The organism is Brevibacterium samyangense, from assembly GCF_039529845.1.
Lineage (GTDB): Bacteria > Actinomycetota > Actinomycetes > Actinomycetales > Brevibacteriaceae > Brevibacterium > Brevibacterium samyangense.
Genome location: NZ_BAAANO010000016.1, coordinates 3,031 through 27,404, shown reverse-complemented (window position 1 = coordinate 27,404; position 24,374 = coordinate 3,031). Strand labels below are relative to the sequence as shown.

The window sequence follows — 24,374 nt, the reverse complement described above, 5'->3', positions numbered from 1 at the left end:
GGGGTCGACGAACCAGTCCTCGGCCGCTCGCGAGGTGACTCCCGGCGCGGCCTTCTCGAGCCACTCCTCGGCGTACATCCGTGCTTCCGACACCGTTCTCCCCTTCCTCGTGACATCGGGTCCCGATATCACTGCCTGGAAGAATTACATGGGTGTAGTCCGGGGTTCGTCAAGCCGCCCTGCGCCGGATCGGGGTCGTCCGGGCGCACCGCTCCGAACGTATTGGAACACATGTTCCCATGCTCCGGATGGCGGACCACAAGATGTGGTGATCACGATTCGGTTACGACACAAATTGTGGGCGACACGCCCACCGTGTCGCGCAGGGCAATATTCCTCGGCGGATTTCCGCCCGGGCACCGTCCCCACACCGCCTCCACTCCCGTTCCGATCCCCCGGGCGCGGGCCCGACGCGGCCCCACAGCACGGCACCGCGGATCATGGGGCACGCACTGTGGTCGTGCACGCGCAGGGAGCAGAAGTTTGCGAAACTGGGGGAATGAAGATCACCGTACTGCCTCTGACCGACAGCTCCACGAGCGTTCTCGCCGACGTCCGGGCGGCAGCCGGTGCGATCCCCGATGCCGAGCTCACGATCATCGCCTCGACGCTCACGGACGTCACGGTCCACGGGCTGCGCTTCTGCCCCGACATCGATGCCTGCTACCTGCCGCCGAGCATGCCGCTCGAGGGCGGTGCGGTGAGCGAACTGCGCGACTACCACGTCGACGCCGAGTGGTTCTCGATGACCGAGCGGACCCTCGCGGCCGCCGTCCTCCGCACGCGCCTCCTCGGTCTCGGCTACCCGCTGTCGCAGGTGACGAAGGCGATGTCCTCGCGGTTCGACCTCGGGTACACCCTTCTCCCCCTCTCCGACGACGCCGTCGAGACCTTCGTCGTCGTGCGGGTCGATGGCCACGAGGAGGCCTGGCCCGCCCGCCGGTTCCTCGAGCACCCGGTCTCCGACGTCGTCCGCATCGCCCGGTCGAACTTCGAGAACGCGAAGGCCGCACCCGGTGTGCTCGCCGCGATCCGCCGGGCGGACGCGGTCATCGTCTACGCGGACCAGTACGCGACCTTCGACGCCCTCCCGGCGTTCGACCTCCCGGGCATGATGGAGGCCCTCACCGGTTCGCAGGCCCGGAAGTTCACGATCGGCGCGAAGTTCCTGTCGCCGCAGGTGAGGGAACGCCTCGCGGCGACGGAGATCGAGGACGTCGAGGAGACGCTCGCGAACCTCCGTCCCGTCCGTCCGGCGGTCGGCCTCACCGTCTGGGACTCCCCCAAGTGACCGGTCTCCTCACCGCGATCGCGGTGACGGGCATCCCGCGCATCACCCCGGGCACCGATCTCGTCCGCGAGATCGCCTTCGCGATCGACCGCGACCGGCTCGCCCTCAAACCCGGGGACGTCCTCGTCATCGCGTCGAAGATCGTCGCGAAGGCCGAAGGAGCTCTCGCCGAGGCGCCCGACCGGGCCGCCTTCGAAGCCCTCGTCGACGCCCATTCCCGGGGCACGGTCGCGGCCCGGACCTACGGCCGCGCCGGGTCCCGGCTCACGACGAAGGTCGTCCGCACCGCCGCCGGGACCGTCCAGGCCGCAGCCGGCCTCGACCGCTCGAACGCCGGTGGGCGCGTGATCCTCCACCCCGCCGACCCCGATGCCTCCGCCGCCGCACTGCGACAGGGCCTCGAGGACTACTTCCGTACGTCCCTCGCCGTGCTCCTCACCGACACCTCGTCCCGCCCGTGGCGGCAGGGAGTGAGCGACCTCGTCATCGGTGCGAGCGGCTTCCGGGTCCTCGACTCCCGGCGCGGTGAGCCCGACGACGAGGGCCGCACGCAGTCGGTGACCGTGCGCGGCATCGCCGACGAGGTCGCCGCCGCGGCCGACCTCGTGAAGGGTTCCGCGGAAGGCCTGCCCGTCGCGGTGGTGCGCGGGGTCGCCGAGTTCGTCGACGCCTCGGCCGCCGGGGCGCGGACGCTCTCCCGCCCGGTCGAGGAGGACTGGTTCCGCTGGGGCCACGTCGAGGCGATCCACCGCGGCCTCGGGGCGAGCGGCGAGGTCCGTCCGGCGCCGCACGGCGACGCCGGCGACGACCTCCTCACCCGCGTCGAACGCGTTCTCCACGTCGTCCGCGCCGGTGACGGACGCACGCCCGGCCAGGACCACTGGCGTCTGCGCATCGAAGGATCCGGTGCCCGGATCACCCTCTCCCCCACGGCCGTCCCCGGTGCCTCGACCGCCGGTGGTCATCCGCTCGTCGAGGCGGCCGTCGGGCTCGGCGCGCTCGTCGACCGGATCCACACCGCGCTCTTCGCGGAGGACCTGCGCGCGAGCGTGCGTTACCACTGGGCCGACACCGGGATCCCGCTCGGCGCCGACGTCTCGATCGAACTGGAGCTGTGATGCAGTCCTTCGTCCACGCCCTCGGCACGCGCCGGCTGCCCGTCCTCGTCCAGGAGGGGCCGGGCCCCGAACGGCTCGAACTCACCGGTCCCGTGCTCGCGAACTGGATCTTCAAGTCCGTCGGCCTGCTCGGCGAGCTCGAGGTCGGGCCGGTGGACGCCGGTGGCCGGGCGCTCGGGATCGTCGGCGCCGAGAACCTCCACTGGCGCGCACTCGCCGCGCTCCTGGCCGCCTGGGCGCTCGGCGCCGAGGTCCACGTGCTCGGGGCGGACGACGCGGAGCCGGAGGACGAGTGGATCGCGTTCCTGCCCGAAGCACCCGAGGAGGGCGCGGAGCTGCCCGGGGTGACCGCCTCGGCGGAGGAGGTCCTCGTCTCCGCGCTGCCGGGTCTTGCGCTCTCGGCCCGGGCGCCGCAGGGCTGCCTCGACTACCTCTCCACCGTCCGTACCCATCCGGACGTCGCGGCCGTCGCCGCACACCGGTCCGGCCGGGTCCACGTGGCCGGCAGCGCGCTCGTGGTCGCGATCCCGTCCGTGGGCGGGGCACCGGGTGCCGGACACACCGCCCACACACCGTCCGGGGTGCCCGGCGACGTCGCCGCGTGGGAGGCGCTCCTCAGCGCGCTCCTCACGGGCGAACTCGTGCTCCGCACCCCCTGATACGTCGGCGGAGCCCCGCTCCTACTGCGGCAGCCCGGTCGAGGCGACGAAGAGCTGACCGGAGCCGCTCACGACCGGCTGCGGTTCGTCCGCACCGACGAACACACTCGTGCCGCTCGTGAGCGGGACCTCCGCCTCGCCGCTGCGCACCGTGAAGGCACCGGCGGTGCACAGGATGACCGCGGCGCCGCTCCGGTGGACCGGGCGGTCCGTGGCCTCGTCGATGCGCTGGAGCGCGAAGTCCTCGGTCGCTCCCCGCACGACCCCGTCCGCGTCCGGGGTCACGAGCTCCGGCGCGGAGACCTCGTGGACGAGCACCCGGTCGAGTTCCTCGAGGTCGATGTGCTTGGGCGTGAGTCCGCCGCGGAGCACATTGTCCGAGGACGCCATGATCTCGACCCCGAGGCCGCGGAGGTACGCGTGCGGCACGCCGGCGTCGAGGGCGAGGGACTGGCCCGGCAGCAGCGTGACCCGGCCGAGCATGACTCCGACGAGCGCGCCCGGATCGGCAGGGAAGTCGGCCTCGAGAAGCCGGAGGGTCGCGACCGGGTCGGCGTCGGAGCCGGCGCGCGAGGGGTCGGTGGCGGGCGCCTCGGGCAGGTCGAGGGCGGCGAGGCGGGCCGTGAGTCCGCCGTATCCCTCGGTACCGAGGAGGAGGGCGGTCGCCGCCGCGAGCGCCCGGTCCTCCCCCGGGAGGGCGAGAGCGGCGTCCCACTCCCGCAGGAGCGCGAAATCGGACTCCCGTTCGGAGCCACCGGCAGCGTCGACGGCGGCGCTCAACCGGGCGACCGTCGCGCGGACCGCCGCGATCGGACGGTAACCGCAGAGTGCGGTGAAGGGCGTGAGTGCGTGGATGAGTTCGGGCTTGTGCCACGCGTCCTTGTAATTGCGGTGCGGGGCGTCGACCGGGACGCCCGCCGCCTCCTCCTCCGCGAAACCCTCCCGTGCCCGGGAAAGGGTGGGGTGGGCCTGGATCGAGAGAGCGGCGCCGGCACTGAGGATCTTGAGGAGGAACGGCAGGCGGTCACCGTAACGGTCGACGGACGATCTGCCGAGCGCCTCGGGATGTGCGCGCAGGTGATCGTCCAGACGACGTCCACCGGGCAGGAGCGACGGGGAGTCGGTGTGGGCGCCGATCCACAGCTCGGCCCAGGGCCTGCCGTCGGGTTCGACACCGAGGATCTCGGGGATGCCGGTCGGGCTGCCCCAGGCGTAATCACGGACCGTGTTCTCGAGAATCTCCACGGAAGGCGAGTCTAATCGTCCTCCGGCGACGCCGGTGCGCAGGGAACGCGCGCGCACGGAACGCCGGGTCCGGACGCCACTGTGCCCACGGGCAGGTCCGGATCACTTCCCCTGTCCGCACAGGAGGTCCCTGTGCGGACATGATCCCGAACTGCACGTGGGCAGGTCAGTGGTGTCGGGTGTTACTTCCCGAGGTCCTTCGCGCCGGCGGCGCCGAGGTCCGTCGCGCCGGCACCGATCTCGCCGGTGAGGGAGAACTCGGTGACGCCGCGGCCGTTCGCCCACACGAGGCGCGCGCCCTCGAAGGTCTGTTCGCAGCGGTCACCGGCCTCGTTGCACTCGGGGTCCGAGGTCGGGTACCCGAGGTGGCCCTTCTCGTAGCCCTTCGAACCCCAGTAGTTCTGGAGGCCGCCGCTCGTGTAGTACGCGTCCGTGTTCGGCGACCAGTGCATGGTGCCCTTCTCGAACTTCTGCACGACCCCGCCGTCCTTCAGCCCGGTGATCTCCTGCGAGATCGGGAAGCCGAGGATCTCGCGCATCGCGCCCTGGTACCGACCGAGGATGCCGCCGCGGACGACGACCGCGCCGAGGTCGTGGCGGTAGAACACGAGGCCGTTCTGGAACACCTGGGCGTACCCGGAGCCGCTCTCGAACTCGTTGCCGTAGGCCTTGCCGAGGTCGGTGCCGAGCGCCATGTAGGACTTCTGCAGCATCGTCTGCGGGGCCCCCGCGGCGATCCCGGTGTCCTGCATGGTGGAGACGGCGTCGCGGATCGCGTCCATCTTCGCGTAGAACGCATCACCCGGGCACGTCGTCGCACCGATGTCGCGGTGCGCGGACACCGTGCGGATCTTCTTGCCGTTCACGGTCGTCCAGTCCTTCGCGGACACCCCGTTGAGGGAGAGCTTCCACGCGATGACGTGGGCGACGGCGTCGAGGGTCTCCTGCGGCGGGGCCGAGGAGTCGTAGCTGCCCATGACGGACACACCGAAGGTGCCGGAGTTGTAGTTCGCGACGTGTGCGCCGATGACGTTCTTGTCGAGACCGCCGGCCCGGCCCTCCCAGAGGCGGCCGTACTTGTCCGCGAGCACGTTGTAGCCCACGTCGCTCCAGCCGCGTCCCTGGGTGTGGTAGCTGTAGATGCCGCGCAGGATACCGGGCACGTCGGTCGCCGAGTAGCTGTTCGAGCCGGCGGTGTGGTGGATGACCGCGGCGTCGGTGCGGGAGGCGTACGACGGCGAACCGCGCAGGCTCTCGTCGGCACCCCACGAGGCGCGCGAGCCGATGTCGGGCATCGGCACCTCCTCCACGGAGGTGTTCTGCACCGTGGCCGAGCCGGGCACGTAGTTCACCGTCGCGGCGTTCGCCGCCGGAGTCGTGCCGTCGGCGGCGGCGACCCCACCGGGAGCCTCAGCGGCCTCGGTCGTCGTGCCCTCGGAGGCCGCGTCCGCGGAGGAGCCGGCCGGCGCCTCGGCGCCTTCGACCTTCGGGCTGCTCTCGTGTTCGCCCGCAGTCTTCGCCTTCTCGAGGTCCTCGTCGGAGATGTCCTCGTCGGTCGGGACCTCCTCGGTCGTCTCGATCGAGGTCGTCGGGGCGAGGACCGGCGCGTTCGCGGCCACTGCCGCGTCGTCCGCACTCGAACGCTTCGGGTCGATGACGAGGAGCTTCGCCTTCGCCGGGGCCGCGGAACCGAGGACCCGCAGCTGCACATCGGTCGCACCGTTGACGACGAAGGGCTCGGTGCCGTCGACCCCGCCCTCCCCGTCCTCGCGGTCGAGGTCGGTCCACGGCGACCACTCGCCGTCGCTCTTCGTCCGGACCTCGAACGCGACGTCGGTCGCACCCTCGTAGGTGATACCGACGACGGACGAGCGGGTGTCCGGCACGTCGAGCACATCGGTGATCGCGGAGATCGTGATGCCGTCCTCGGTCTTGTCCTTGACGCCGGCACTCATGTCCGGGACCGGTGCGCCGGAATCCTTCTCCGCCTCCGCGGAGTCGCCCCGAGCGTCATCGGACGTGCTCACGTTCTGCACGACTCCGACGGCCTCGGTGGCGGAGTCGCCCGAGTAGGTGCCGAGAGCCGTGAGCGGACCCGCGGCATCGAAGGTGCCCTCTGCCTTGAAGACGTTCGGGAGGTTCGTCGTGTGGCTGCGGGTCGTCACGGTGGCCGTCGCGGCGGAGGAACTGCGAGCGCCGGGCTCGAGCAGTCCGTCCTCGCTCACCGAGAGCGAGTGTTCGGAGATCTTCGGCGTCACCGTGGTGCTCGCCGCGGCCGGTGCCAGTCCGATACCGGACAGCAGCGCCGCTGCGGCGCAAGTGGCCAGGGCGGGCAGCCCGAGAGTACGCATGTACGTGTGCATCGTTTCAGCCCTTCGGGGGAAGTCAGGGAAGATGAAGGCTTTCACGAGTCGACATCACCCCGCGAACGGGGCTGATTCAGCTCAACAGCTTCGGATTCTTGCACAGGACACACAGGCACTCACAGGCGGATTTCGGCCCGAGCGGGAATTACACGGATGTCGTTTCCCGAGATCAAGCGCGACACGCCGAGAAGGAAAATTTCCGGATTCACTCCACGTAGCAGATCGCACGGTCACCCTCGCCGTCGTCGGCGTTCCCTGCGTCGGTGCCGGCAGCGAGCACGGCCGGGGTGCCGACGCCCATCGCGAGGACCGTCACCGGTGCATCCGTGCCGGGGATCCCGGCCGCCGCCTCCTCGGTGGGGGCCTCCGCCGAGGCGGCGATCGCCTCGGCGACGAGGGCGTGCGCCTCTTCGAAGTCGGGGGTCGAGGGGGTCACGCGCGGCGGCGTGAGGTTGAGCGTCTCCATGTTCCCCGACTTCGCCTCGAGAGCGAGGTCGACGAACCGGTCCACCATCGACTGCGGGATGTCCGTGGAGACGACGTCGGGGGCGGCCTGGGCGATGGCCTGGTACCGCACGAGGACCGTCGCGGGATCGAGCTGTCGGAGCATCGCCTCCTGGACGCAGCGTTGCCGGACCATGCGTTCGTAGTCGCTCGAGAACTCGCGGGAGCGGGCGTACCAGAGGGCGTGGAAGCCGTCGAGCTCGAGTTCTCCGGGCTCCATCCACTCGCGCACCGGGCCGTGCTCGCCCGTCGACTTGTCGATCGGGGCCGACACGGGCACCCGTACACCGGAGACGAGGGAGATCCCGCCGAGCGCGTCGATGAGGCTCTCGAAGCCCTTGAGGTCGATCATCGCGTAGTACTGGACCGTGAGGCCCGTGGCGCCGCTCATCGCGTCCATCATCGCCCGTGGGCCGGCGAGCGCCGGATCCTCGAAGCTCTCGGCGTGCTGTTCACCGAGCTGATAGACCGCGTTGAGGAGGCACTCGTCGCCGCAGTCGTAACCGTCCGGGTACTCCGCGTGCAGCGGCGAGTCCTCGGGGAAGGGCACGTTCTGCATATTGCGGGGCAGGCCGATGACGACGGTCTGCCCGGTGTTCGCGTCGATCGACACGACGGAGATGCTGTCGGGGCGGATCCCTTCGCGACCGTCCCCGGCATCGGAACCGAGGAGGGCGATGTTGTACCGGCCGTCGACGGGTTTCTGCGCGCCGCCCGAGGCGAAGATCGACGACATGAAGGACCGTTGGCTGTTCATCATCACCGCCCCGTAGGACAGTCCTCCACCGACGACGAGCGCGCACACGAGTGCGACAGAGAGGAACTTCTTCCGGGTCCCGGCACTCAGGGTCACGAGGCGGATGCGTCGGATCGCGTCGAGGAACGTGAGGATCCACCCGACGGCGACGACGAGGAGCCACAGGGTGAGAAGTGCGAGCGCCACCGGGCTCGTCCCGAGGGTGAAGACGAACTCACGGCGGACGAACACCGCGACGAGGAGGAGAACGAGGAGAGCGAGGCTGCCGAGGTACCCGCCCATCGCGATCCGTCCCCACCGCCGGGCACCGAGCAGGGACTGCACGGCGCCCGGGAGGACGAACGCGGCACCGAGGAGCACCCAGCCACGCGCGTCCCGGCCCCGGGAATCGGCGTACTGGGGGTTCCTGATCGGGTCGACGTACGTGAGCCGACGCGGGGTGTGCGTACTGATGGTGCGGTCCTCTCGCGGTGAACGGGTCGGTGTGGGTGGAAATGACCGGGTGGGGCCGGGTCCGGTACCGGCGGTCTCAGCCCCTGAGGAGGGCGCGTCCCATGACGAGTCGCTGGATCTGGTTCGTCCCCTCGTAGATCTGGGTGATCTTCGCGTCACGCATCATGCGCTCGACCGGGTGGTCCTGGACGTATCCGGCGCCACCGAGCAACTGCACGGCGTCGGTCGTGATCGCCATCGCGGTGTCGGAGGCGAGGGCCTTCGCCGCCGCACCGAAGTAGCCGAGGTCCTCGTCGCTGCGCTCGCTCTTCGCGGCGGCGACATAGGTGAGCTGGCGTGCGGCCTCGAGTTTCATGCCCATGTCCGCGAGCATGAACTGGATGGCCTGGAAGTCCGCGATGCGTTTGCCGAACTGCATGCGCTCCTTCACGTAGTCGCGCGCGTAGTCGAGGGCGCCCTGGGCGACACCGACGGCCTGCGCGGCGATCGTGACCCGGGTGTGATCGAGGGTCCGGAGGGCGATCTTGAGTCCCTCGCCGACCTCGCCGACGATCCGGTCGCCGGGGATCCGGCAGTTCTCGAAGAAGAGTTCGCGGGTCGGGCTGCCCTTGACACCGAGCTTGCGTTCCTTCTCGCCGAAGGTGAAGCCCTCATCACCCTTCTCGACGACGAACGCGGTGATGTTGTTGCCGCGTTTGCCGTCCGGATCGGTCACGGCCATGACGGTGTAGAAATCGCTCACCCCGGCGTTCGTGATCCACGTCTTCACGCCGTTGAGCACCCAGTCGTCCCCGTCGCGGACCGCACGGGTCCTCATCGACGCGGTGTCCGATCCGGCTTCGCGTTCGGACAGGCCGTAGGAGAATCCTCGGCCACCGGCGAGTGCGGAGAGGTACTTCGCCTTGATCTCCTCGTTCCCGCCGAGCTGCACCGGCATCGAGCCGAGCTTGTTCACCGCGGGGATGAGGGAGGAGGACACGCAGCCGCGGGCGACCTCCTCGATGATGATCGCCACCGCGAGCGCGTCGGCCCCGGCCCCGCCGTACTCCTCCGGCACGTGTGCCGCGTAGAGGTCGGTCGCGAGGAGGGCGTCGTGCGCCTCCTGCGGGTACCGGGACTCGGCGTCCACCTCGGCGGCGTACGGGGTGATCTTCTCCGTCACGAGGGACCGGACGACGGAACGGAGTTCCTCGTGGTCGTCGGTCGTCCGGAAGAGATCGAATGCGGTGGTCTTCGCGGGCATGGGCGCTCCTTCTGCTTCTACGGTGTCTGCGGGCGGCGGCACCCGTGCCCTCGGGCACGACTGCTCCGTCGCGCGGCACCGGTGACGCTCGCCACGAGCCTATAGCGGCGAGGGGAGGCACCGCGTCCACGACCCGCGGAACCAGCACACGTGCGCAGGTTTCGCGCAGCGGGTCCTCAGGAACCCGCGGCCGCTCCCGCACCGGCGCCCGGAGCCGAGGCGCCGACCCGGGCGGCGAGTTTCGCACCCTTGGCCTCGGCCTCCGCCCTGAGGTCGCCGCGGTACGTGTCCATGGCGCTGCGGATCGCCTCGGCGTCCGCCCCGGTGCCGGCACCGAGGATGCGAGCGGCGAGGAGTCCGGCGTTCTTCGCATTGCCGATGGAGACCGTCGCGACGGGGACTCCGCCGGGCATCTGCACGATCGAGAGGAGGGAGTCCATACCGTCGAGGTACGTGAGCGGGACGGGAACACCGATGACCGGCAACGAAGTGACGGAGGCGATCATGCCCGGCAGGTGGGCCGCTCCCCCGGCACCGGCGATGACGACGCGCAGTCCGCGGTCGGCCGCGGTGGTGCCCCATTCGATCATCTCGTGCGGCATCCGGTGGGCGCTCACGACCTCGACCGAGTACGTGATCCCGAAGGAATCGAGGATCTCCGCGGCGGCGGACATCGTCGGCCAGTCGGAGTCCGAGCCCATGACGATGCCGACGACGGGGGTGGTGGGCGCTGCGGGCGCCTCGCCGGTGGTGGACGCGGTCATCACGCGGTCTCCTCGCGGTCGGGGTACGGGTTCGTGTCGACGCCGGCGATGAAGTCCGCGGCGTGACGGGCACGGCGGAGCACCTCGTCGGCGGATTCGCCCACGAGGTTCACGTGGCCGAGCTTGCGGCCGGGGCGTGCCGCCTTGCCGTACATGTGCACCTTCACCTGCGGGTCGTGTGCCATGACGTGGAGGTACGCGGGGTAGAGGTCCTCGCGGTCGGCGCCGAGGACATTCACCATCACCGTCACCGGGGCGAGCGCGGAGGGGTCGCCGAGGGGCAGATCGAGGACCGCACGCAGGTGCTGTTCGAACTGGCTCGTGACGGAGCCGTCCTGGGTCCAGTGGCCGGTGTTGTGCGGGCGCATCGCGAGTTCGTTGACGACGTAGCCGTCCGCGGTCTCGAACATCTCCATCGCCATGACACCGGTGACACCGAGGGCACCGGCGACGGTGAGGACGTCGCCCTGGATGCGGGTCGCGAGCTCCGCGGGGATCCCCGGTGCCGGTGCGACGGCCTCCTTGCAGATGCCGTCCTGCTGGTAGGTCGCGACGACCGGCCACACCGCGGTCTGTCCCATCGGGGACCGGCCGACCATGACGGCGAGTTCGCGCGTGAAATCGATCTTCTCCTCGGCGAGGAGGGCATCGAAGTCAGCGAACCAGTCGGCAACCTCGGACGCTGCGGAGATCACGCGGACGCCGTGACCGTCGTATCCACCGCGCGGGGTCTTCACGACGATCGGCCAGCCGGTGCTCTCACCGAAGGCGGTGAGTTCGTCCTCGTTCGTCACCTTCGCCCAGGTCGGGTTGGGCAGACCGAGGTCGTCCATCTTCGCGCGCATGACGAGTTTGTCCTGCGCGTGGATGAGGGCGTCCGGGCCCGGGTGCACCGCGTGCCCGGCGGTGACGAGCTTCTCGAGGTGCGCCGGCGGGACGTGCTCGTGATCGAAGGTGAGGACGTCCACGGTCCGTGCGAACGCCTCGAGAGTGGCGTAGTCCGTGTAGTCACCGACCGTCGTGTAGGCCGAGACCTGTGCGGCGGAGGAGTCCTCCGCCTCGGACAGGAGATGGAACTGGACGCCGAGGGCTTCTGCTGCGGGGGCCATCATGCGGGCCAACTGGCCGCCGCCGACGACTCCGATCTTGGGAAAACTCACCCCCGAAGTCTATCCGAGGCGGCCCACCACCCGCGCACGGGTTCGGGTCTCACAGTTTCCCCGTGAGAGAATCGTCTCCGGCCCGGACGACCGGGCGAGGCACACGACACGAGGGGGGAACTGCAGCGACATGGGTGCGCGCCGGGAGGCCCTGCGGGTCGCGAAGTTCTCCGTCATCGGCGGGATCGCCTTCGTCGTCGACGTGCTCGTCTTCAATCTCCTGCGCCCCGAGGACCTCGCCGGTCCGATCGGGGCGAAGATCGTCTCCGTCGTGTGCGCGACCGCCGTCTCGTGGGTCGGGTCCCGGTACTGGACCTTCCGCGACGGGAGACGGAACTCCGCCGGCAAGGAGGCGGTCGGGTTCTTCCTCGTGAACGCCGGCGGCCTCCTCATCGCCCTCGGATGCCTGTGGTTCTCGAACCACGTCCTCGGCCTCACGAGTGCCCTCGCCGACAACCTCTCCGGCAACATCGTCGGCGTGGGCCTCGGCAACATCTTCCGGTACGCGATGTACCGCTTCGTCATCTACCGCGTGCGCCCCGGCCGGCCGCCCGTCCGTCGCGAGGTCGTGCCGCTGGAATGAGGTCCCCGGGGTCCGGGCAGAATCCCGATGTGCCACCTGAGTCGTGCGGATTCTGCCGCCGACTCGGGACGTCACCGGCAACTCGAGCCACCGGGCCCCGGTCGTCGGGTTGCCGACAGTCGTCGGTTCCCGAATGCCCTCAGTTCCCGAGGGCGCGCAGCAGCGGGATGCGCAGTTCCTGCTCGGTCACTCCCCCGTGGTGCCCCACGAGCGACAGAGCGGACGGGGAGTCGTGGGCGGAGTCGACGATGCCGAACCCCTCACCGCACACGACGAGCACATCGCCGATCCGGTCGAGGTTGCGCGGCCGCACGGGCCCGAACCAGCCCCCGGCGACGGCGTCCTCACGGGTGAGGACGTGGGCCCGCTCCCCCACCCGCTCGGCGAAGGCGGCGCGGACGTCGGGAGCCGCGCCGGCCTCGGCGTAGAGATGCACAGCACGCGGTTCGCCGCCGACGGCCCGGACCCCGTTCAGCAACGCAGGATTCTCCGCGAGGTCGAGGCGGTTCGCATGCGGCACGTCGACCATCCCGTGGTCGGCGGTGATGAACAGGCCGGTGTCCGGCCCGATCGCCTGGGCGAGCGAGGACAGGTGGGCGTCGAGCGACTCGAGCTCCTCGAGCCAGTCCCAGGAGTCGACGCCGTGCATGTGCCCGGTCTTGTCGAGATTCCCCCAGTAGAGGTAGACGAGGCGCCGGCCCGGTGCCCGGACCTCCTCGATCGCGTGCCGCACGCGGTCCGCGAGATTCCCCGATCCCCGGAACCGTCCGCCGCGCAGCGACGCCTGGTTGAGACCGCGGCCGGCGAACTTCGGTTCCCCGAGGCTCACGACGTCGACGTCGGCGTCCTCGAGACGTTCGAACAGGGTGGAGTCCGGCACCCAGACCTCCGGATCGACGTCCGGATCCCATGTGAGCTGGTTGACGACGACGTCGCGGGACGGATCGAGCACGCGGTATCCGACGACCCCGTGGGATCCGGGCAGCAGGCCGGTGCCGAGGGAGGACAGCGAGTTCGCCGTCGTCGACGGGAACCCCGCACTCATCGGCACGAGGTCGGGCAGGAGCGAGCGGAGGAACGGGGTGTGCGCGGCGCGGGACCGCAACAATTCCTCGCCCATCCCGTCGACGAGGACGACGACGGCGACCCGGAGGTCGGTGTCGGGGGCGAGCGCCGCGGCGCGGGTCCGGGCTGTGTCGTCCAGCACCTCGGCGGCCCCGAGGCCGAGTGCCGCGGCGGGCACGAGGTCGGACAGGAGGTGCGAGCCCCGGTAGTCGGGGGCGGCGAAGGCGCCGGACGCGCGGGTCATCCGCGTGCGCCCGCGTTCCGGCGGGCGTCGAACACCGCACGCCGCAGGGTGAGGGCGAAGTGTTCGGCGCGGTCGACGGCGGGTTGTCCCTCGGCCTCCTTCGAGACCCGGAGCACGACGTCGTCGCTGAGGATCCGCCCGCCGTAGCCGTGGTCCTCCTGGCAGTTCGGGTCGGTGCACGCCTCGGGGTAGACGTCGAGGTGCCGGGTCGAGCCCCAGCCGACCGTCACCTGGACCTCGGCGGGCCGGTCACCGACGCGGTACCGGGCGGGGTCCTCGTAGGTGCGGCCGATGAGCACGGTGCGGAGGTTCTCGAGCGGCACGTCCTCGACCGAGGTGGCACCGCGGGGCATCCGGCCCGGTGCCGCGGCCTCGTGCTCGTCGTCGACGTGGACGAGGAGCAGGCGGGTGTCGGTGACGGCGAACGCGGTGACGTGGCGGTGGATCGAGTCGTAGTCGACGTGCGTGTCCATGTGCACGAGATGCGCGAGCACTTCCTCGCCGTACAGGGCCTCGACGAGCATGCTGCCCGTGAGTTGCGGGTAGTACCCGGCGGCCTGGAGATCGGAGACGAGCGCATGCGGAATGGACGACATGCACTCCATTCTAGGGGCGAGGTCGCGTCGGACCTGCGCCCGTCCCTGGCCGGACGAATCGCCGGACGGGGCGCCGGACCCCGGCCGGTGCTCGTGCCCCGTTCCCGCGGCGGCAACCCGGACGACATGCGCATTCCCTATAGTGAGCGGCATGGAATCGTACCCCGAGTACTGGGAAGCCGATGTCGTGCTGCGCGACGGTGCAACGGCGCACCTGCGGCCCATCGTCCCCTCCGACGCCGAGGCGATCCAGGAGATGCACTCCAAGCAGTCGCCGGAGTCGATCTACCTGCGGTTCTTCGCACCCCTGCCCGCCATCCCCAAGCGTGACCTCGACCGTTTCGTCCACGTCGACTACCACGACCGCGTGGCGTTCGTCATGACGATCGGCGACGAGATCATCGGCATCGCCCGGTACGACCGCCTCGACGAGCGTTCCGCCGAGGTGGCCTTCAACATCGCCGACGCCCACCAGGGGCGGGGACTCGGGTCGATCTTCCTCGAACACCTCGCCGCTGCGGCCCGCGAACGCGGCATCTCCGTTTTCACCGCCGAGGTCCTCCCCCAGAACCGCTCGATGCTCCAGGTGTTCGCCGCCGCCGGGTACGAGGTCTCCCGTGAGTTCGACGACGGTGTCGTCGCCGTGCGCTTCGACATCGATCCGACCGAGAAGTCGATCCAGGTGCAGGAGGCGCGCGAACACCGTGCGGAGGCACTGAGCGTCCGGCAGGCTCTCAGCCCCCGGTCGGTCGTCGTCATCGGTGCGAGCCGCAAGAAGAACTCGACCGGTAACCTCCTCCTGCGCAACCTCACGACGGCCGGGTTCAACGGTCGCATCCACGTCGTCCACCCGGAGGCCGAGGCGGTCGTCGGCATTCCCGCGGTGAAGGCCCTCGACGAGATCGGCAGGCCCGTCGACCTCGCGATCATCGCAGTGCCGGCCGAGGCCGTCTCCGACGTCGTCCGCGACTGCGCGGCCCACGGGGTCAAGGCCGTCGTCGTCATCTCCTCGGGCTTCGCCGAGACCGGCGAGCACGGCCTCGAGCTCCAGCGCACCATGGTCGCGACCGCCCGTTCCCACGGCATGCGGGTCGTCGGACCGAACTCCTTCGGCCTCGCGAACACCGCGGAGGACGTCTCCCTCAACGCCTCGCTCGCTCCCTTCCTGCCCGATCCCGGCGCACTCGGCCTGTTCAGCCAGTCCGGTGCCCTCGGGACCGCGCTCCTGGCCGCAGCGAAGACGCGCGGGCTGGGGATCTCGACGTTCGTCTCCGCGGGCAACCGCGCGGACCTCTCGGGCAACGACGTCCTTCAGTACTGGGAGGAGGATCCCGCGACGAGCGTCGTCGGCCTGTACTTCGAGTCGATCGGCAACCCGCGAAAGTTCAGCCGGATCGCCCGCCGGGTCTCCCGGGTCAAGCCCGTCATCGTCATCAAGAGCGATTTCACGGGACGGGAGCTGCCGCCCGGGCACACCGTCCGCCTGTCCTCGCTCTCGGGCAAGGCTCTCGACCAGGTGCTCACGCAGGCCGGTGTCATCCGCGCCGACACGATCCACCAGCTCTTCGACATCGCCCAGGTCTTCACCTCGCAGCCGCTGCCCGGTGGCCGCCGCGTCGGTGTCATCGGGAACTCCGCCGCTCTCTCGACACTCGTCGTCCAGCGCGCACGTGCCGCAGGCCTGCGGGTCGACGCACCGCCGGTCTCCCTCCACCCGGAGGTGTCCGCCGAGGAGTTCGGTGCCGCGCTCACGGAGGTCTACGAGGACCCGACCGTCGACTCCGTCGTCGTGATCTTCACCCCCTCCGCCGGCGCCGAGGAGGCCGAGGTCGCCCGCATCGTCGCGACCGAGGCGGCCCGGTCGGGGCGCACGACCGTCGCCTGCTTCCTCGGGGTCCACGGCGTCAAGGACGCGCTCACCGCCCACACGATCGACGAGGACGGCAACCGCACCGCGCACGCGGTGCCGTCGTTCATGGGTCCGGAGGACGCCGTGTGGGCGCTCTCCCATGCCACCGAGTACGCGATGTGGCGGAAGTCGGACCGCGGCACCTACCCGGAGTTCGACGCGATCGACGAACGCGGCGCCCGCGCGATCATCGAACGGAACCTCTCCGGCGTCGAGGCCGGTCGCCGGGTGAGCCTCTCCCGCGAGGACGCGAATGCGCTCCTCGAGTGCTACGGGGTCTCCGGTGTGCCCTACCTCGCCTCGCACTCGGTGGAGGAGGCGAAGGCCGCCGCCGAGGAGCTCGGGTACCCCGTCGCCCTCAAGGCCGTGAGCACGCGACTGCGCCACCGCCTCGAACTCGGTGGAGTACGCCTCAACATCGACGACCCGGAGGAACTCGAGGAGGACTGGAACGGGATCCGCCGTGTCATCGAAGCGGTCCTCGGTCCCGACGACGACCACGGGATCGACGTCCAGCCGATGGCGCCCCCGGGCACCTCGTGCGTGATCCGGGCCGGTGAGGATCCGCTCCTCGGCCCCATGGTGTCGTTCTCGCTCGCGGGGGACACCTCGGAACTCCTCGACGACGTCGCCCACCGCGTCGCCCCGCTCACGGACGTCGACGCCCGGCAGATGGTCCGCGGACTGCGGTCCTCACCGCGCCTCTTCGGCTACAAGGGGTTGCCGGTCATGAATGTCGCCCCGATCGAGGACATCCTCCTGCGACTGTCGACGCTCGTCGACGACTTCCCGGCGATCCGCGAGGTGGAGATCCGTCCGGTCATGGTGACGGAGACCGACGCACACGTCCTCAGCATCAAGGTCGAACTCGTGGCCGCGAGCGACCGCATGGACTCGTTCCGCCGCCGCCTCTTCATCGGCTGAGATCGAGGCGCCCGACGGCCCCGGCGATCCCGGCGACACGTCGATCCCGGCGACACGGAACTCTCCCGTGTCCTGCCCTCAGGGTCGCCACTCGTACTCGACGAGCGGGCCGATCCCGCTGTCGGCCGGCAGGTCCGCGCCACGGGTGAAGCCGTGTTTGCGGTACATCCGGATCCCCGGCGGGTTCTCCTCGCTCGTGACGACGACGAGGCCCTCCCCCTTCGCCTGCACCTGTTCGAGGAGCCTGCCCGCGACGCCCCGCCGGTGGAACGCGGGATCGACCATGACGCGCGTGATGAGCCACGGGGCACGCGACCGGACGGAGCGTCCGCGTGCCGCCGCTCCCGCCGCGGTGTCGGTGAGCGCGATGGCACCCCGGACCTCACCGGCCCCACCGAGGTCGACGAACCACACGAGCGCCGGATCGACGATGTCCTCCTCCGTCTCGCGGAGGTACGGGATGTCGTCATGGCCGAGGATCTCCGCCTCCACGCGGAATGCCGCGTGCTGGACGCGCAGCAGCTCGGAGGCGTGCGCGGCGACCTCGGCGGGCGTGAAGCGCGTGGTGCGGGGCGCCTCGGCAGGTGCGACGTCGACGGAGGAGGACACGGGGGCGAGGACACCGGTGGCGGCAACGGGAGCATTCATGCTCCCATTCTCAAACACCGAACGCTCGTTCGGGTACTTCATGCCCGCATCGTGGAAGGCCCGCGGGAAATAGGACGTAGAATCGGACATCGCATCCGGATTCGAATCGAGGAGTTCTATGACCGAGTCGGTCGCTGGAAAGACCGTCGACATCGACGTCTCCGAGGAGATGGAGACCTCGTTCCTGGAGTACGCGTACTCGGTGATCTACGCCCGGGCGCTCCCGGATGCGCGTGACGGACTCAAGCCGGTCCAACGCCGCATCGTCTACCAGATGGGCGAGATGGGACTGCGCCCGGACCGCGGGCACGTGAAGTCCTCGCGCATCGTCGGCGACGTCATGGGCAAACTCCACCCGCACGGCGACTCCGCGATCTACGACGCCCTCGTACGCCTCTCGCAGGACTTCGTCATGCGCGTGCCGCTCGTCGACGGTCACGGCAACTTCGGTTCGCTCGACGACGGCCCGGCGGCGCCCCGGTACACGGAGGCGAAGCTCACGCAGGCGTCGATGGCGATGATCGCCGGTCTCGACGAGGACGTCGTCGACTTCGTCCCGAACTACGACAACACGGTCCAGCAGCCCGAGGTGCTGCCCGCAGCGTTCCCGAACCTCCTCATCAACGGCGCCTCCGGCATCGCGGTCGGCATGGCGACGAACATGGCACCGCACAACCCGGGCGAGGTCATCGCCGCGGCCCGCCACCTCCTCGAGAACCCCGAGGCCTCGCTCGAGGAACTCATGCGGTACGTGCCGGGACCGGATCTGCCCTCCGGCGGACGGATCATCGGCCTCGACGGGATCCGCGACGCGTATGCGACCGGCCGCGGCACCTTCCGCACCCGCGCCACGGTGCAGTTCGAGAGCCTCACCGCGCGCCGCCGCGGCATCACGGTCACCGAACTGCCGTACGGGGTCGGCCCGGAGAAGGTGATCGAGAAGGTCAAGGACGCGGTGAACAACAAGAAGCTCGCCGGCGTCACCTCGATCGATGATTTCTCCGACCGCAAGCACGGCCTGCGCCTCGTCATCGGCGTCAAGAACGGTTTCAACACCGAGGCCGTCCTCGAGGAGCTCTACCGACTCACCCCCATGGAGGAGTCGTTCGGCATCAACAACGTGTGCCTCGTCGACGGGCAGCCGCAGACCCTCGGGCTCAAGCCGCTCCTCGAGGTCTACCTCGGTCACCGCATCGACGTCGTCCGTCGTCGCACCGTGTTCCAGCTCGGGAAGGCGAAGGACCGCCTGCACCTCGTCGAGGGGCTGCTCCTGGCGATCCTCGACATCGACGAGGTCATCCAGCTCATCCGCGGCTCCGACGATGCCGCGACTGCGCGCACCCGCCTCATGGACGTCTTCGATCTCACGGAGATCCAGGCGACCTACATCCTCGACCTCCAGCTGCGCCGCCTCACCCGGTTCTCCCGCATCGAACTCGAGGCCGAGCGAGACTCCCTTCAGGAGCGGATCGCGGAACTCGAATCGATCCTCGCCGACGGGGCGAAGCTCCGGGCACTCGTGTCCTCGGAGCTCGGTGCCACCGCCGAGGCGATCGACTCGCCGCGCCGCACCGTCCTCGTCGAGGGCTCGCTCAAGGAACTCAGGTCCCGCAGCAAGAAGGTCGCGAAGGACCTCACGATCGCGGACTCCCCCTGCTGGGTCCTCCTGTCCACCTCGGGGCGGATCGCCCGGACGAACGCCCGCAACCCGCTGCCCACCGAGGGCCGCCGTGTCTCCCACGACGCCCTGCGGTCCCAGCTCGCGACGACGAGCCGCGGGCGCCTCGGGGCGGTGACGCAGACCGGACGGATCATCCCCCTTGAGGTCGTCGACCTCCCCGTGATCCCGCCCCAGGCCACCCGACCGGGACTGGCCGGCGGGGTGAAGATCACCGACTTCCTCACGCTCGAGGCCAAGGAGAAGGTCGTCGGAGTCGTCGACTTCTCCCGGGACTTCGTCCTCGGCACCCGCGCGGGCGTCGTGAAACGGGTCGCCGGAGGTGCCGCCCCCGGGTCGAAGGACACATGGGAGGTCATCGGTCTCAAGCCGAAGGACGAGGTCGTCGGCCTCGGACAGACCGAGGACATCGACTCCGCCCGCGCCGTGTTCGTCGCCTCGAACGCGCAGCTCCTCACCTTCGGCACCGACGGACTCCGTGCCCAGGGCTGGGGCGCCGGCGGGGTCGCGGGCATCAAACTCGCGGCGGACGCCCACGTGATCTCCTTCGACCTCGTCCGGCCGGAGGACGACAACCGGGTCGTCACCATCGCGCTCGGGGAGACCTTCGACGGCAATCCGACGCACTCGGTCAAGGTGTCCGAGCTCGGCGAGTTCCCGATGAAGGGCCGTGCGACCGGTGGTGTCCGCGCCCATCGTTTCCTCAAGAGCGAGACCGCTCTCACCCTCGCCTTCGCGGGCCCGTCCCCGCAGGCGGCCGCGAGCGCCGGCGGCGCACGCAAGCTCCCCGACGAGCTGTCCCGGCGCGACGGCGCCGGTTCCCCGCTCGAACAGAAGGTCGATGCGATCGGCACTGTGCCGCACGCGCACGGAGCGCTCGCGTCGAGTGGTGACGGAGCGACGGGCACCACGGCGGAGGCGCCGGGCGCCGAGGACCCGGCGGGCGCCTCGGGTGCGGGCGCCGGGGCCGCTGCCGGAGGTTCCGGTGCGAGTGGTTCCGGAGCCGGCGGAATGGCCGTGCCGCTCGACCTCGGGGACGACTCCCGCGAGGACCGGAAGGCGGAGATCGCCCGCGCCGCGAACGCCGAGGCGGCCGACGGCGCGGTCATCGTGTCTCGTGACGACGAGGAGAAGCCGCTCTTCTGAGGTTCCCCCTCTTCAGGCACCGCGCCTCTCACCGACACGCATGGGCCCGGCCGACAACCTTCCGCATCCGCAGGTGGTGGTCGGCCGGGCCCATGCGTGTCACCGGCGGCTTGTCAGTGGCGCGTCCGGAGCGTCAGGCTCCCCCGTCGATCCGGAGGACCGCGCCGAGGAGCACGTCGACCCCGCGGAGGATGTCGTCGAGCTCGGTGAACTCCTCGGGGCAGTGGCTGCGGCCGCCGACCGAGGGCACGAAGATCATGCCGACGTCGGTGAACGGCGCGAGGATCTGCGAATCGTGGCCGGCGCCGGAGAACATGCGGGCCTGCGAGAGTCCCTGTTCGGAGGCGACCTGCGTGATCGTGTCCATGACCCGCGGCGCCATCGGCATGGGTTCCTCGGTCGCCCGCCAGTCGAGTTCGAGGGTGACTCCGCGACCTGCGGCCTCGGAGTTCGCGGCGGCGGTGAGGGCCGCCTCGGCGTCACGCAACCAGGTGCCGGAGTCCGACCGGAACTCGCCCTGGACCACCGCGGACTCGGTGACGACGTTCACGGCCATCGGGGTGAACGTGAGCATGCCGCACGTGCCACGTGAGGTCGGCTCGTCTCCGGCGATGCGTTCGACCGCGAGGATCGTCCCGGCCGCCGCACAGCAGGCATCCGCCCGCACGTCCATCGGGGTCGTACCTGCGTGGTCCTGACGCCCGGAGAACAGTGCGGTGAACCGCGAGATACCGGTGATCGTCTCCACGACGCCGATCTGCACACCCTCGTTCTCGAGGTTGGGGCCCTGTTCGATGTGGAGCTCGAGGAACGCCGTCACCTTCGAGAGGTCGTAGCGGGCGTCGAGCATCGCGTTCGGGTCGATCCCGGCCTCGGGCAGGAGAGCGTCGCCCATCGCCGTGCCGTGGTCGTCCTCGAGGGCGAGCGCCGACTGCGGGAGGACCCCGGCGAAGGCGTGGGAGCCCGAGCAGATCATGCCGAAGCGGTTGACCTCCTCGTTGAAGAACACGACGACCACGAGGTCGTGGTGGAGGCGGATCCCGGACTCGCGGACGAGTCGGACGACCTCGATCGCGCCGAGGACACCGATGATGCCGTCGAAGCGGCCGCCGCCCTCGACGGTGTCGGTGTGCGAGCCGAGCATGATCTGCCGCCCGCCGGCGGTGCCGTCACCGGGCAGGACGCCGATGACGTTGCCGGCACCGTCGATCCGGGTCTCCATGCCGGCGGCCTCCATGAGCCCCTTCGCGTGGTGGCGACCGGCGATGTCGTAGCTGCTGAACGCCTGACGGGACCAGCCGGGGAGAGCGGGATCGACGATCCCCGCGAGGTCCTGCAGATCGCCGGCGAGTCGGGATCCGACAGCGGTGGGAACGGCGGTCATCGGGTGGCTCCTTCCGGGGAGGTGTTGTTGCGCACCGTGCTGTTCTGCGCGTCGATGCGGACGACGGAGCCGAGGAGCACCTCGACCCCGCGGAGGAGGTCGGCGGTCTCGGTGAATTCCTCGGGGCAGTGGCTGCGGCCGCCGACCGAGGGCACGAAGATCATGCCGACGTCGGTGTGGAGCGCGATGTTCTGCGTGTCGTGTCCCGCGCCGGAGAACATGCGGGCATGGGAGAGGCCCCGCTCGGAGGCGACGGAGGTGATCGTGCCCATGACGCCCGGGGTCATCGGGGTGGGGTCACCGTCGGCGGCGGTCTCCACCTCGACCTCGACGCCGCGGGTGGACGCCTCCGCGGTCGCTGCCTCGAGGATCCGTTGCTCCGCCTCCCGCAGCCAGGTGCCGGAGTCCGAGCGGAACTCGCCGCGGACCTCGGCGAGTTCGGTGACGACGTTCACCGCCATGGGGGTGAAGGTGAGCATGCCGCACGTGCCACGGGACGTCGGCCGGTCACCGGCGATCCGTTCGACCGCGAGGATCGTGCCGGCGGCCGCACAGCAGGCGTCGGCCCGCACGTCCATCGGGGTGGTGCCCGCATGGTCCTGCCGGCCGCGGAAGAGAGCGCTGAACCGGGCGAATCCCGTGATCGTCTCCACCACGCCGATCTGCACGCCCTGGGCCTCGAGGTTGGGCCCCTGTTCGATGTGGAGTTCGAGGAACGCCGTCACCTTCGAGAAGTCGTAGGTCGCCCGGAGGAATTCCTCGGGTTCGATCCCGGCGTCCGGCAGGGCATCGCCCATCCGGCGCCCGTCGACATCCGTGCGGTCGAGGTGGTGGGGGCGGATGACTCCCGTGATCGCCGCGGACCCGGTGCAGCCGAGGCCGAAGGGATTCGCCTCCTCGGCGAAGAACACGACGACCACGAGGTCGTGGGCGAGGGTGACCCCGGACTCCTGCAGGAGGCGGGCGACCTCGATCGCCCCGAGAACACCGACGATCCCGTCGAACCGGCCACCGCTCTCGACCGTGTCGGTGTGGGAGCCGATCATGATCTGCCGGCCGCCGGCGGCACCCGTGCCCCGCAGCAGGCCGAACACGTTCCCTGCCCCGTCCATCCAGGTCTCGAGGCCCGCCTCGGCCATCCGACGGCGGGCGAAGGCACGACCGTCACGGTCGAAGGCGGTGAAGGCCTGACGGGACCACCCGGGTTTGTCCGGGTCGACGATCCGGGACAGGTCGTGCAGATCGGCCAGGAGCCGGTCCTCGGGCGGGGATTCGAGCGTGGGGGTGGGGATCACGCGGGAGTGTGCCTTTCTGTGTGCGGAACCTACGGGAGCGGGGGAACTCGAGAGGGCAGGAGCGACCGCGGAGCGCGCTACACGTCGATCGACAGGGGCGGAGCGGTGCCCCGGGACATCGTCACGACGCTCACGTCGCCGAGTCCCTTGAGATGCAGTTCCGTCCGGTCGCCGAAGACGTAGTCGTCGGTCCGGCTGATGATGTGCGCGGTGTCCCAGTCGGTGAGGACGGTGCCGGGTTCGGCGACCGCAACGAGGCGGGCCGCGAGGTTGACGGTCGACCCGAAGATGTCACCCATGCGGGAGAGGACCTTGCCCCAGGCGAATCCCACCCGGGACTCCGGCATGAGCTCGTCCTCCTTGAGCCGTTCGCTCAGGGTGAGGGCGATCTCCGCGCCGGCGTGCGGGGTCTCCGCGGAGAAGAAGATCTCGTCACCGATCGTCTTGATGACCCGGCCGCCGCCGGTCGCGACGACGTTGTACGCGATGTTCTGGAACCGCTTCACCATCGTCGCGAGTTCCTTCGGTTCCATCTGCTGCGCAAGACGCGTGTACGACACGAGATCCGCGAACCCGATGGCCCGGGCGAGCGGCATCGAGGAGTCGTACCAGCCCTGCCGGTTCTCCATCGCGAGCGCCGTCGGGACATTCACGTTGAGCCGGCCGAGGGCGTTCGACAGGTTGCGCCGCCACGCGTACACGAGGACGTCCTGGAGCGGGTCGACGATCTTCTCGAAGAGCGCGATCGCCTGCGCCCGGGCTTCGACATCGCTCAGGCCCTTCGTGTCCGAGAGGTACTCGACGAGGGCCTCCATCTGCCACACGACGAGGCGGTCCGAGGTCTGCCCGATCGCGCGGGCGAGGGTGAGAGCGGTCTCGTCGTCGAGGAGGTCGTCCGAGCGGGTCATGTTGACGACGTCGCTGAGTGCTTCGACGTCCGCGACCGTGTATGCCTTCTGCCCCTCGGACACGCGCGGGAACCCGAGTGCCCGCCACACCTGTCGGGCACTGCGCACCGAGGCGTTCGCGAGGCTCGCGACCTCCGCGCGGGTGAGCTGGCGCTTGCCACCGAGGAGTTCGTCCTCGAGGTGCTGCGCCGCCTCCCGCAGGTGCTCGACGGTCGCCTCGAGCTGTTTCCGGTCGTCCTCGCTGAGCGAGTCCGGGTCCACCGCAGGCATCATCGGGCCCTGGGCCCGGTCCGGGATCGGCTCGGCCGAGGCGCTTCCTCCCGGTGCGGCCTCCCCCGCGACCGGGGTCGTCCGGCCCGCCGGGTTCCGGCCGGTCTCCGTCCGCTCCGGCGCGGCGGCCGGCGGAGTGCGGGGCGCCTCGGGCGCGGGCGGTG

18 protein-coding genes are annotated in these 24,374 nt (G+C 70.3%); 6 read left to right on the top strand and 12 right to left on the bottom strand.

Annotation, left to right across the window (positions count from 1 at the left end):
• Positions 1-499 precede the first annotated feature (499 nt).
• The 3 genes from ABD172_RS09130 to ABD172_RS09120 are packed head-to-tail and all read left to right on the top strand — an operon-like array spanning position 500 to position 3,068.
• Positions 500-1,291, top strand: a complete 792-nt coding sequence (locus tag ABD172_RS09130) for a 2-phospho-L-lactate transferase CofD family protein (protein WP_344308950.1) — start codon at positions 500-502, stop codon at positions 1,289-1,291.
• The gene (gene cofE, locus ABD172_RS09125; protein WP_344308949.1) at positions 1,288-2,409 is read left to right on the top strand and encodes a coenzyme F420-0:L-glutamate ligase; all 1,122 of its coding nucleotides are present in this window, start codon (positions 1,288-1,290) and stop codon (positions 2,407-2,409) included. Before ABD172_RS09130 ends, cofE begins: the two co-directional genes overlap by 4 nt.
• Complete coding sequence (locus ABD172_RS09120) at positions 2,409-3,068, top strand: hypothetical protein (protein ID WP_344308948.1); 660 nt, start codon at positions 2,409-2,411, stop codon at positions 3,066-3,068. Before cofE ends, ABD172_RS09120 begins: the two co-directional genes overlap by 1 nt.
• A gap of 21 nt (positions 3,069-3,089) precedes the next feature.
• On the opposite strand, the gene manA is transcribed toward ABD172_RS09120, so the two are convergent.
• The 6 genes from manA to ABD172_RS09090 form a co-directional block, all read right to left on the bottom strand.
• Positions 3,090-4,313: a mannose-6-phosphate isomerase, class I gene (gene manA / locus ABD172_RS09115; RefSeq protein ID WP_344308947.1), complete on the bottom strand. Its 1,224-nt coding sequence runs from the start codon at positions 4,311-4,313 to the stop codon at positions 3,090-3,092.
• Between the two features lie 182 nt (positions 4,314-4,495).
• Positions 4,496-6,676 (bottom strand): N-acetylmuramoyl-L-alanine amidase, encoded by a 2,181-nt coding sequence (locus tag ABD172_RS09110; protein ID WP_344308945.1) that lies wholly within the window; start codon positions 6,674-6,676, stop codon positions 4,496-4,498.
• A 208-nt stretch (positions 6,677-6,884) separates the two neighbouring features.
• The gene (locus tag ABD172_RS09105; protein WP_344308944.1) at positions 6,885-8,300 is read right to left on the bottom strand and encodes an LCP family protein; all 1,416 of its coding nucleotides are present in this window, start codon (positions 8,298-8,300) and stop codon (positions 6,885-6,887) included.
• A gap of 169 nt (positions 8,301-8,469) precedes the next feature.
• Positions 8,470-9,636 (bottom strand): acyl-CoA dehydrogenase family protein, encoded by a 1,167-nt coding sequence (locus tag ABD172_RS09100; protein WP_344308942.1) that lies wholly within the window; start codon positions 9,634-9,636, stop codon positions 8,470-8,472.
• Between the two features lie 176 nt (positions 9,637-9,812).
• Complete coding sequence (gene purE, locus ABD172_RS09095; protein ID WP_344308940.1) at positions 9,813-10,400, bottom strand: 5-(carboxyamino)imidazole ribonucleotide mutase; 588 nt, start codon at positions 10,398-10,400, stop codon at positions 9,813-9,815.
• Positions 10,400-11,560, bottom strand: a complete 1,161-nt coding sequence (locus ABD172_RS09090) for a 5-(carboxyamino)imidazole ribonucleotide synthase (RefSeq protein WP_344308938.1) — start codon at positions 11,558-11,560, stop codon at positions 10,400-10,402. The genes purE and ABD172_RS09090 overlap by 1 nt, the downstream gene beginning before the upstream one ends.
• Positions 11,561-11,690: 130 nt before the next feature.
• Here ABD172_RS09090 and ABD172_RS09085 point away from each other — a divergent pair, with 130 nt between their 5' ends.
• On the top strand, positions 11,691-12,143 hold the full coding sequence (locus ABD172_RS09085; RefSeq protein WP_344308936.1) for a GtrA family protein: 453 nt from the start codon (positions 11,691-11,693) through the stop codon (positions 12,141-12,143).
• A gap of 139 nt (positions 12,144-12,282) precedes the next feature.
• Here the strand turns inward: ABD172_RS09085 and ABD172_RS09080 are convergent, their stop codons facing one another.
• Together ABD172_RS09080 and ABD172_RS09075 are read right to left on the bottom strand one after the other, a co-directional pair.
• The gene (locus ABD172_RS09080) at positions 12,283-13,452 is read right to left on the bottom strand and encodes an alkaline phosphatase family protein (RefSeq protein WP_344308935.1); all 1,170 of its coding nucleotides are present in this window, start codon (positions 13,450-13,452) and stop codon (positions 12,283-12,285) included.
• Complete coding sequence (locus ABD172_RS09075) at positions 13,449-14,048, bottom strand: DUF5998 family protein (protein WP_344308934.1); 600 nt, start codon at positions 14,046-14,048, stop codon at positions 13,449-13,451. Before ABD172_RS09075 ends, ABD172_RS09080 begins: the two co-directional genes overlap by 4 nt.
• Before the next feature lie 151 nt (positions 14,049-14,199).
• Between ABD172_RS09075 and ABD172_RS09070 the strand changes: the two genes are divergently transcribed.
• On the top strand, positions 14,200-16,881 hold the full coding sequence (locus ABD172_RS09070) for a bifunctional acetate--CoA ligase family protein/GNAT family N-acetyltransferase (protein WP_344308932.1): 2,682 nt from the start codon (positions 14,200-14,202) through the stop codon (positions 16,879-16,881).
• A 78-nt stretch (positions 16,882-16,959) separates the two neighbouring features.
• On the opposite strand, the gene ABD172_RS09065 is transcribed toward ABD172_RS09070, so the two are convergent.
• Positions 16,960-17,529 (bottom strand): GNAT family N-acetyltransferase, encoded by a 570-nt coding sequence (locus ABD172_RS09065; RefSeq protein WP_344308930.1) that lies wholly within the window; start codon positions 17,527-17,529, stop codon positions 16,960-16,962.
• Between the two features lie 118 nt (positions 17,530-17,647).
• On the opposite strand from ABD172_RS09065, the gene ABD172_RS09060 reads away from it, so the two are divergent.
• Positions 17,648-20,353 (top strand): DNA gyrase/topoisomerase IV subunit A, encoded by a 2,706-nt coding sequence (locus tag ABD172_RS09060; protein WP_344308928.1) that lies wholly within the window; start codon positions 17,648-17,650, stop codon positions 20,351-20,353.
• A 133-nt stretch (positions 20,354-20,486) separates the two neighbouring features.
• Here ABD172_RS09060 and ABD172_RS09055 read toward each other — a convergent pair whose 3' ends face one another.
• The 3 genes from ABD172_RS09055 to ABD172_RS09045 all read right to left on the bottom strand — a co-directional run.
• On the bottom strand, positions 20,487-21,737 hold the full coding sequence (locus ABD172_RS09055) for a Zn-dependent hydrolase (protein WP_344308926.1): 1,251 nt from the start codon (positions 21,735-21,737) through the stop codon (positions 20,487-20,489).
• Positions 21,734-23,032, bottom strand: a complete 1,299-nt coding sequence (locus tag ABD172_RS09050; RefSeq protein ID WP_344308924.1) for a M20 family metallo-hydrolase — start codon at positions 23,030-23,032, stop codon at positions 21,734-21,736. Before ABD172_RS09050 ends, ABD172_RS09055 begins: the two co-directional genes overlap by 4 nt.
• Positions 23,033-23,109: 77 nt before the next feature.
• Positions 23,110-24,374 (bottom strand): adenylate/guanylate cyclase domain-containing protein (locus ABD172_RS09045; protein WP_344308922.1); only part of this gene is annotated, 1,265 nt, incomplete at its 5' end.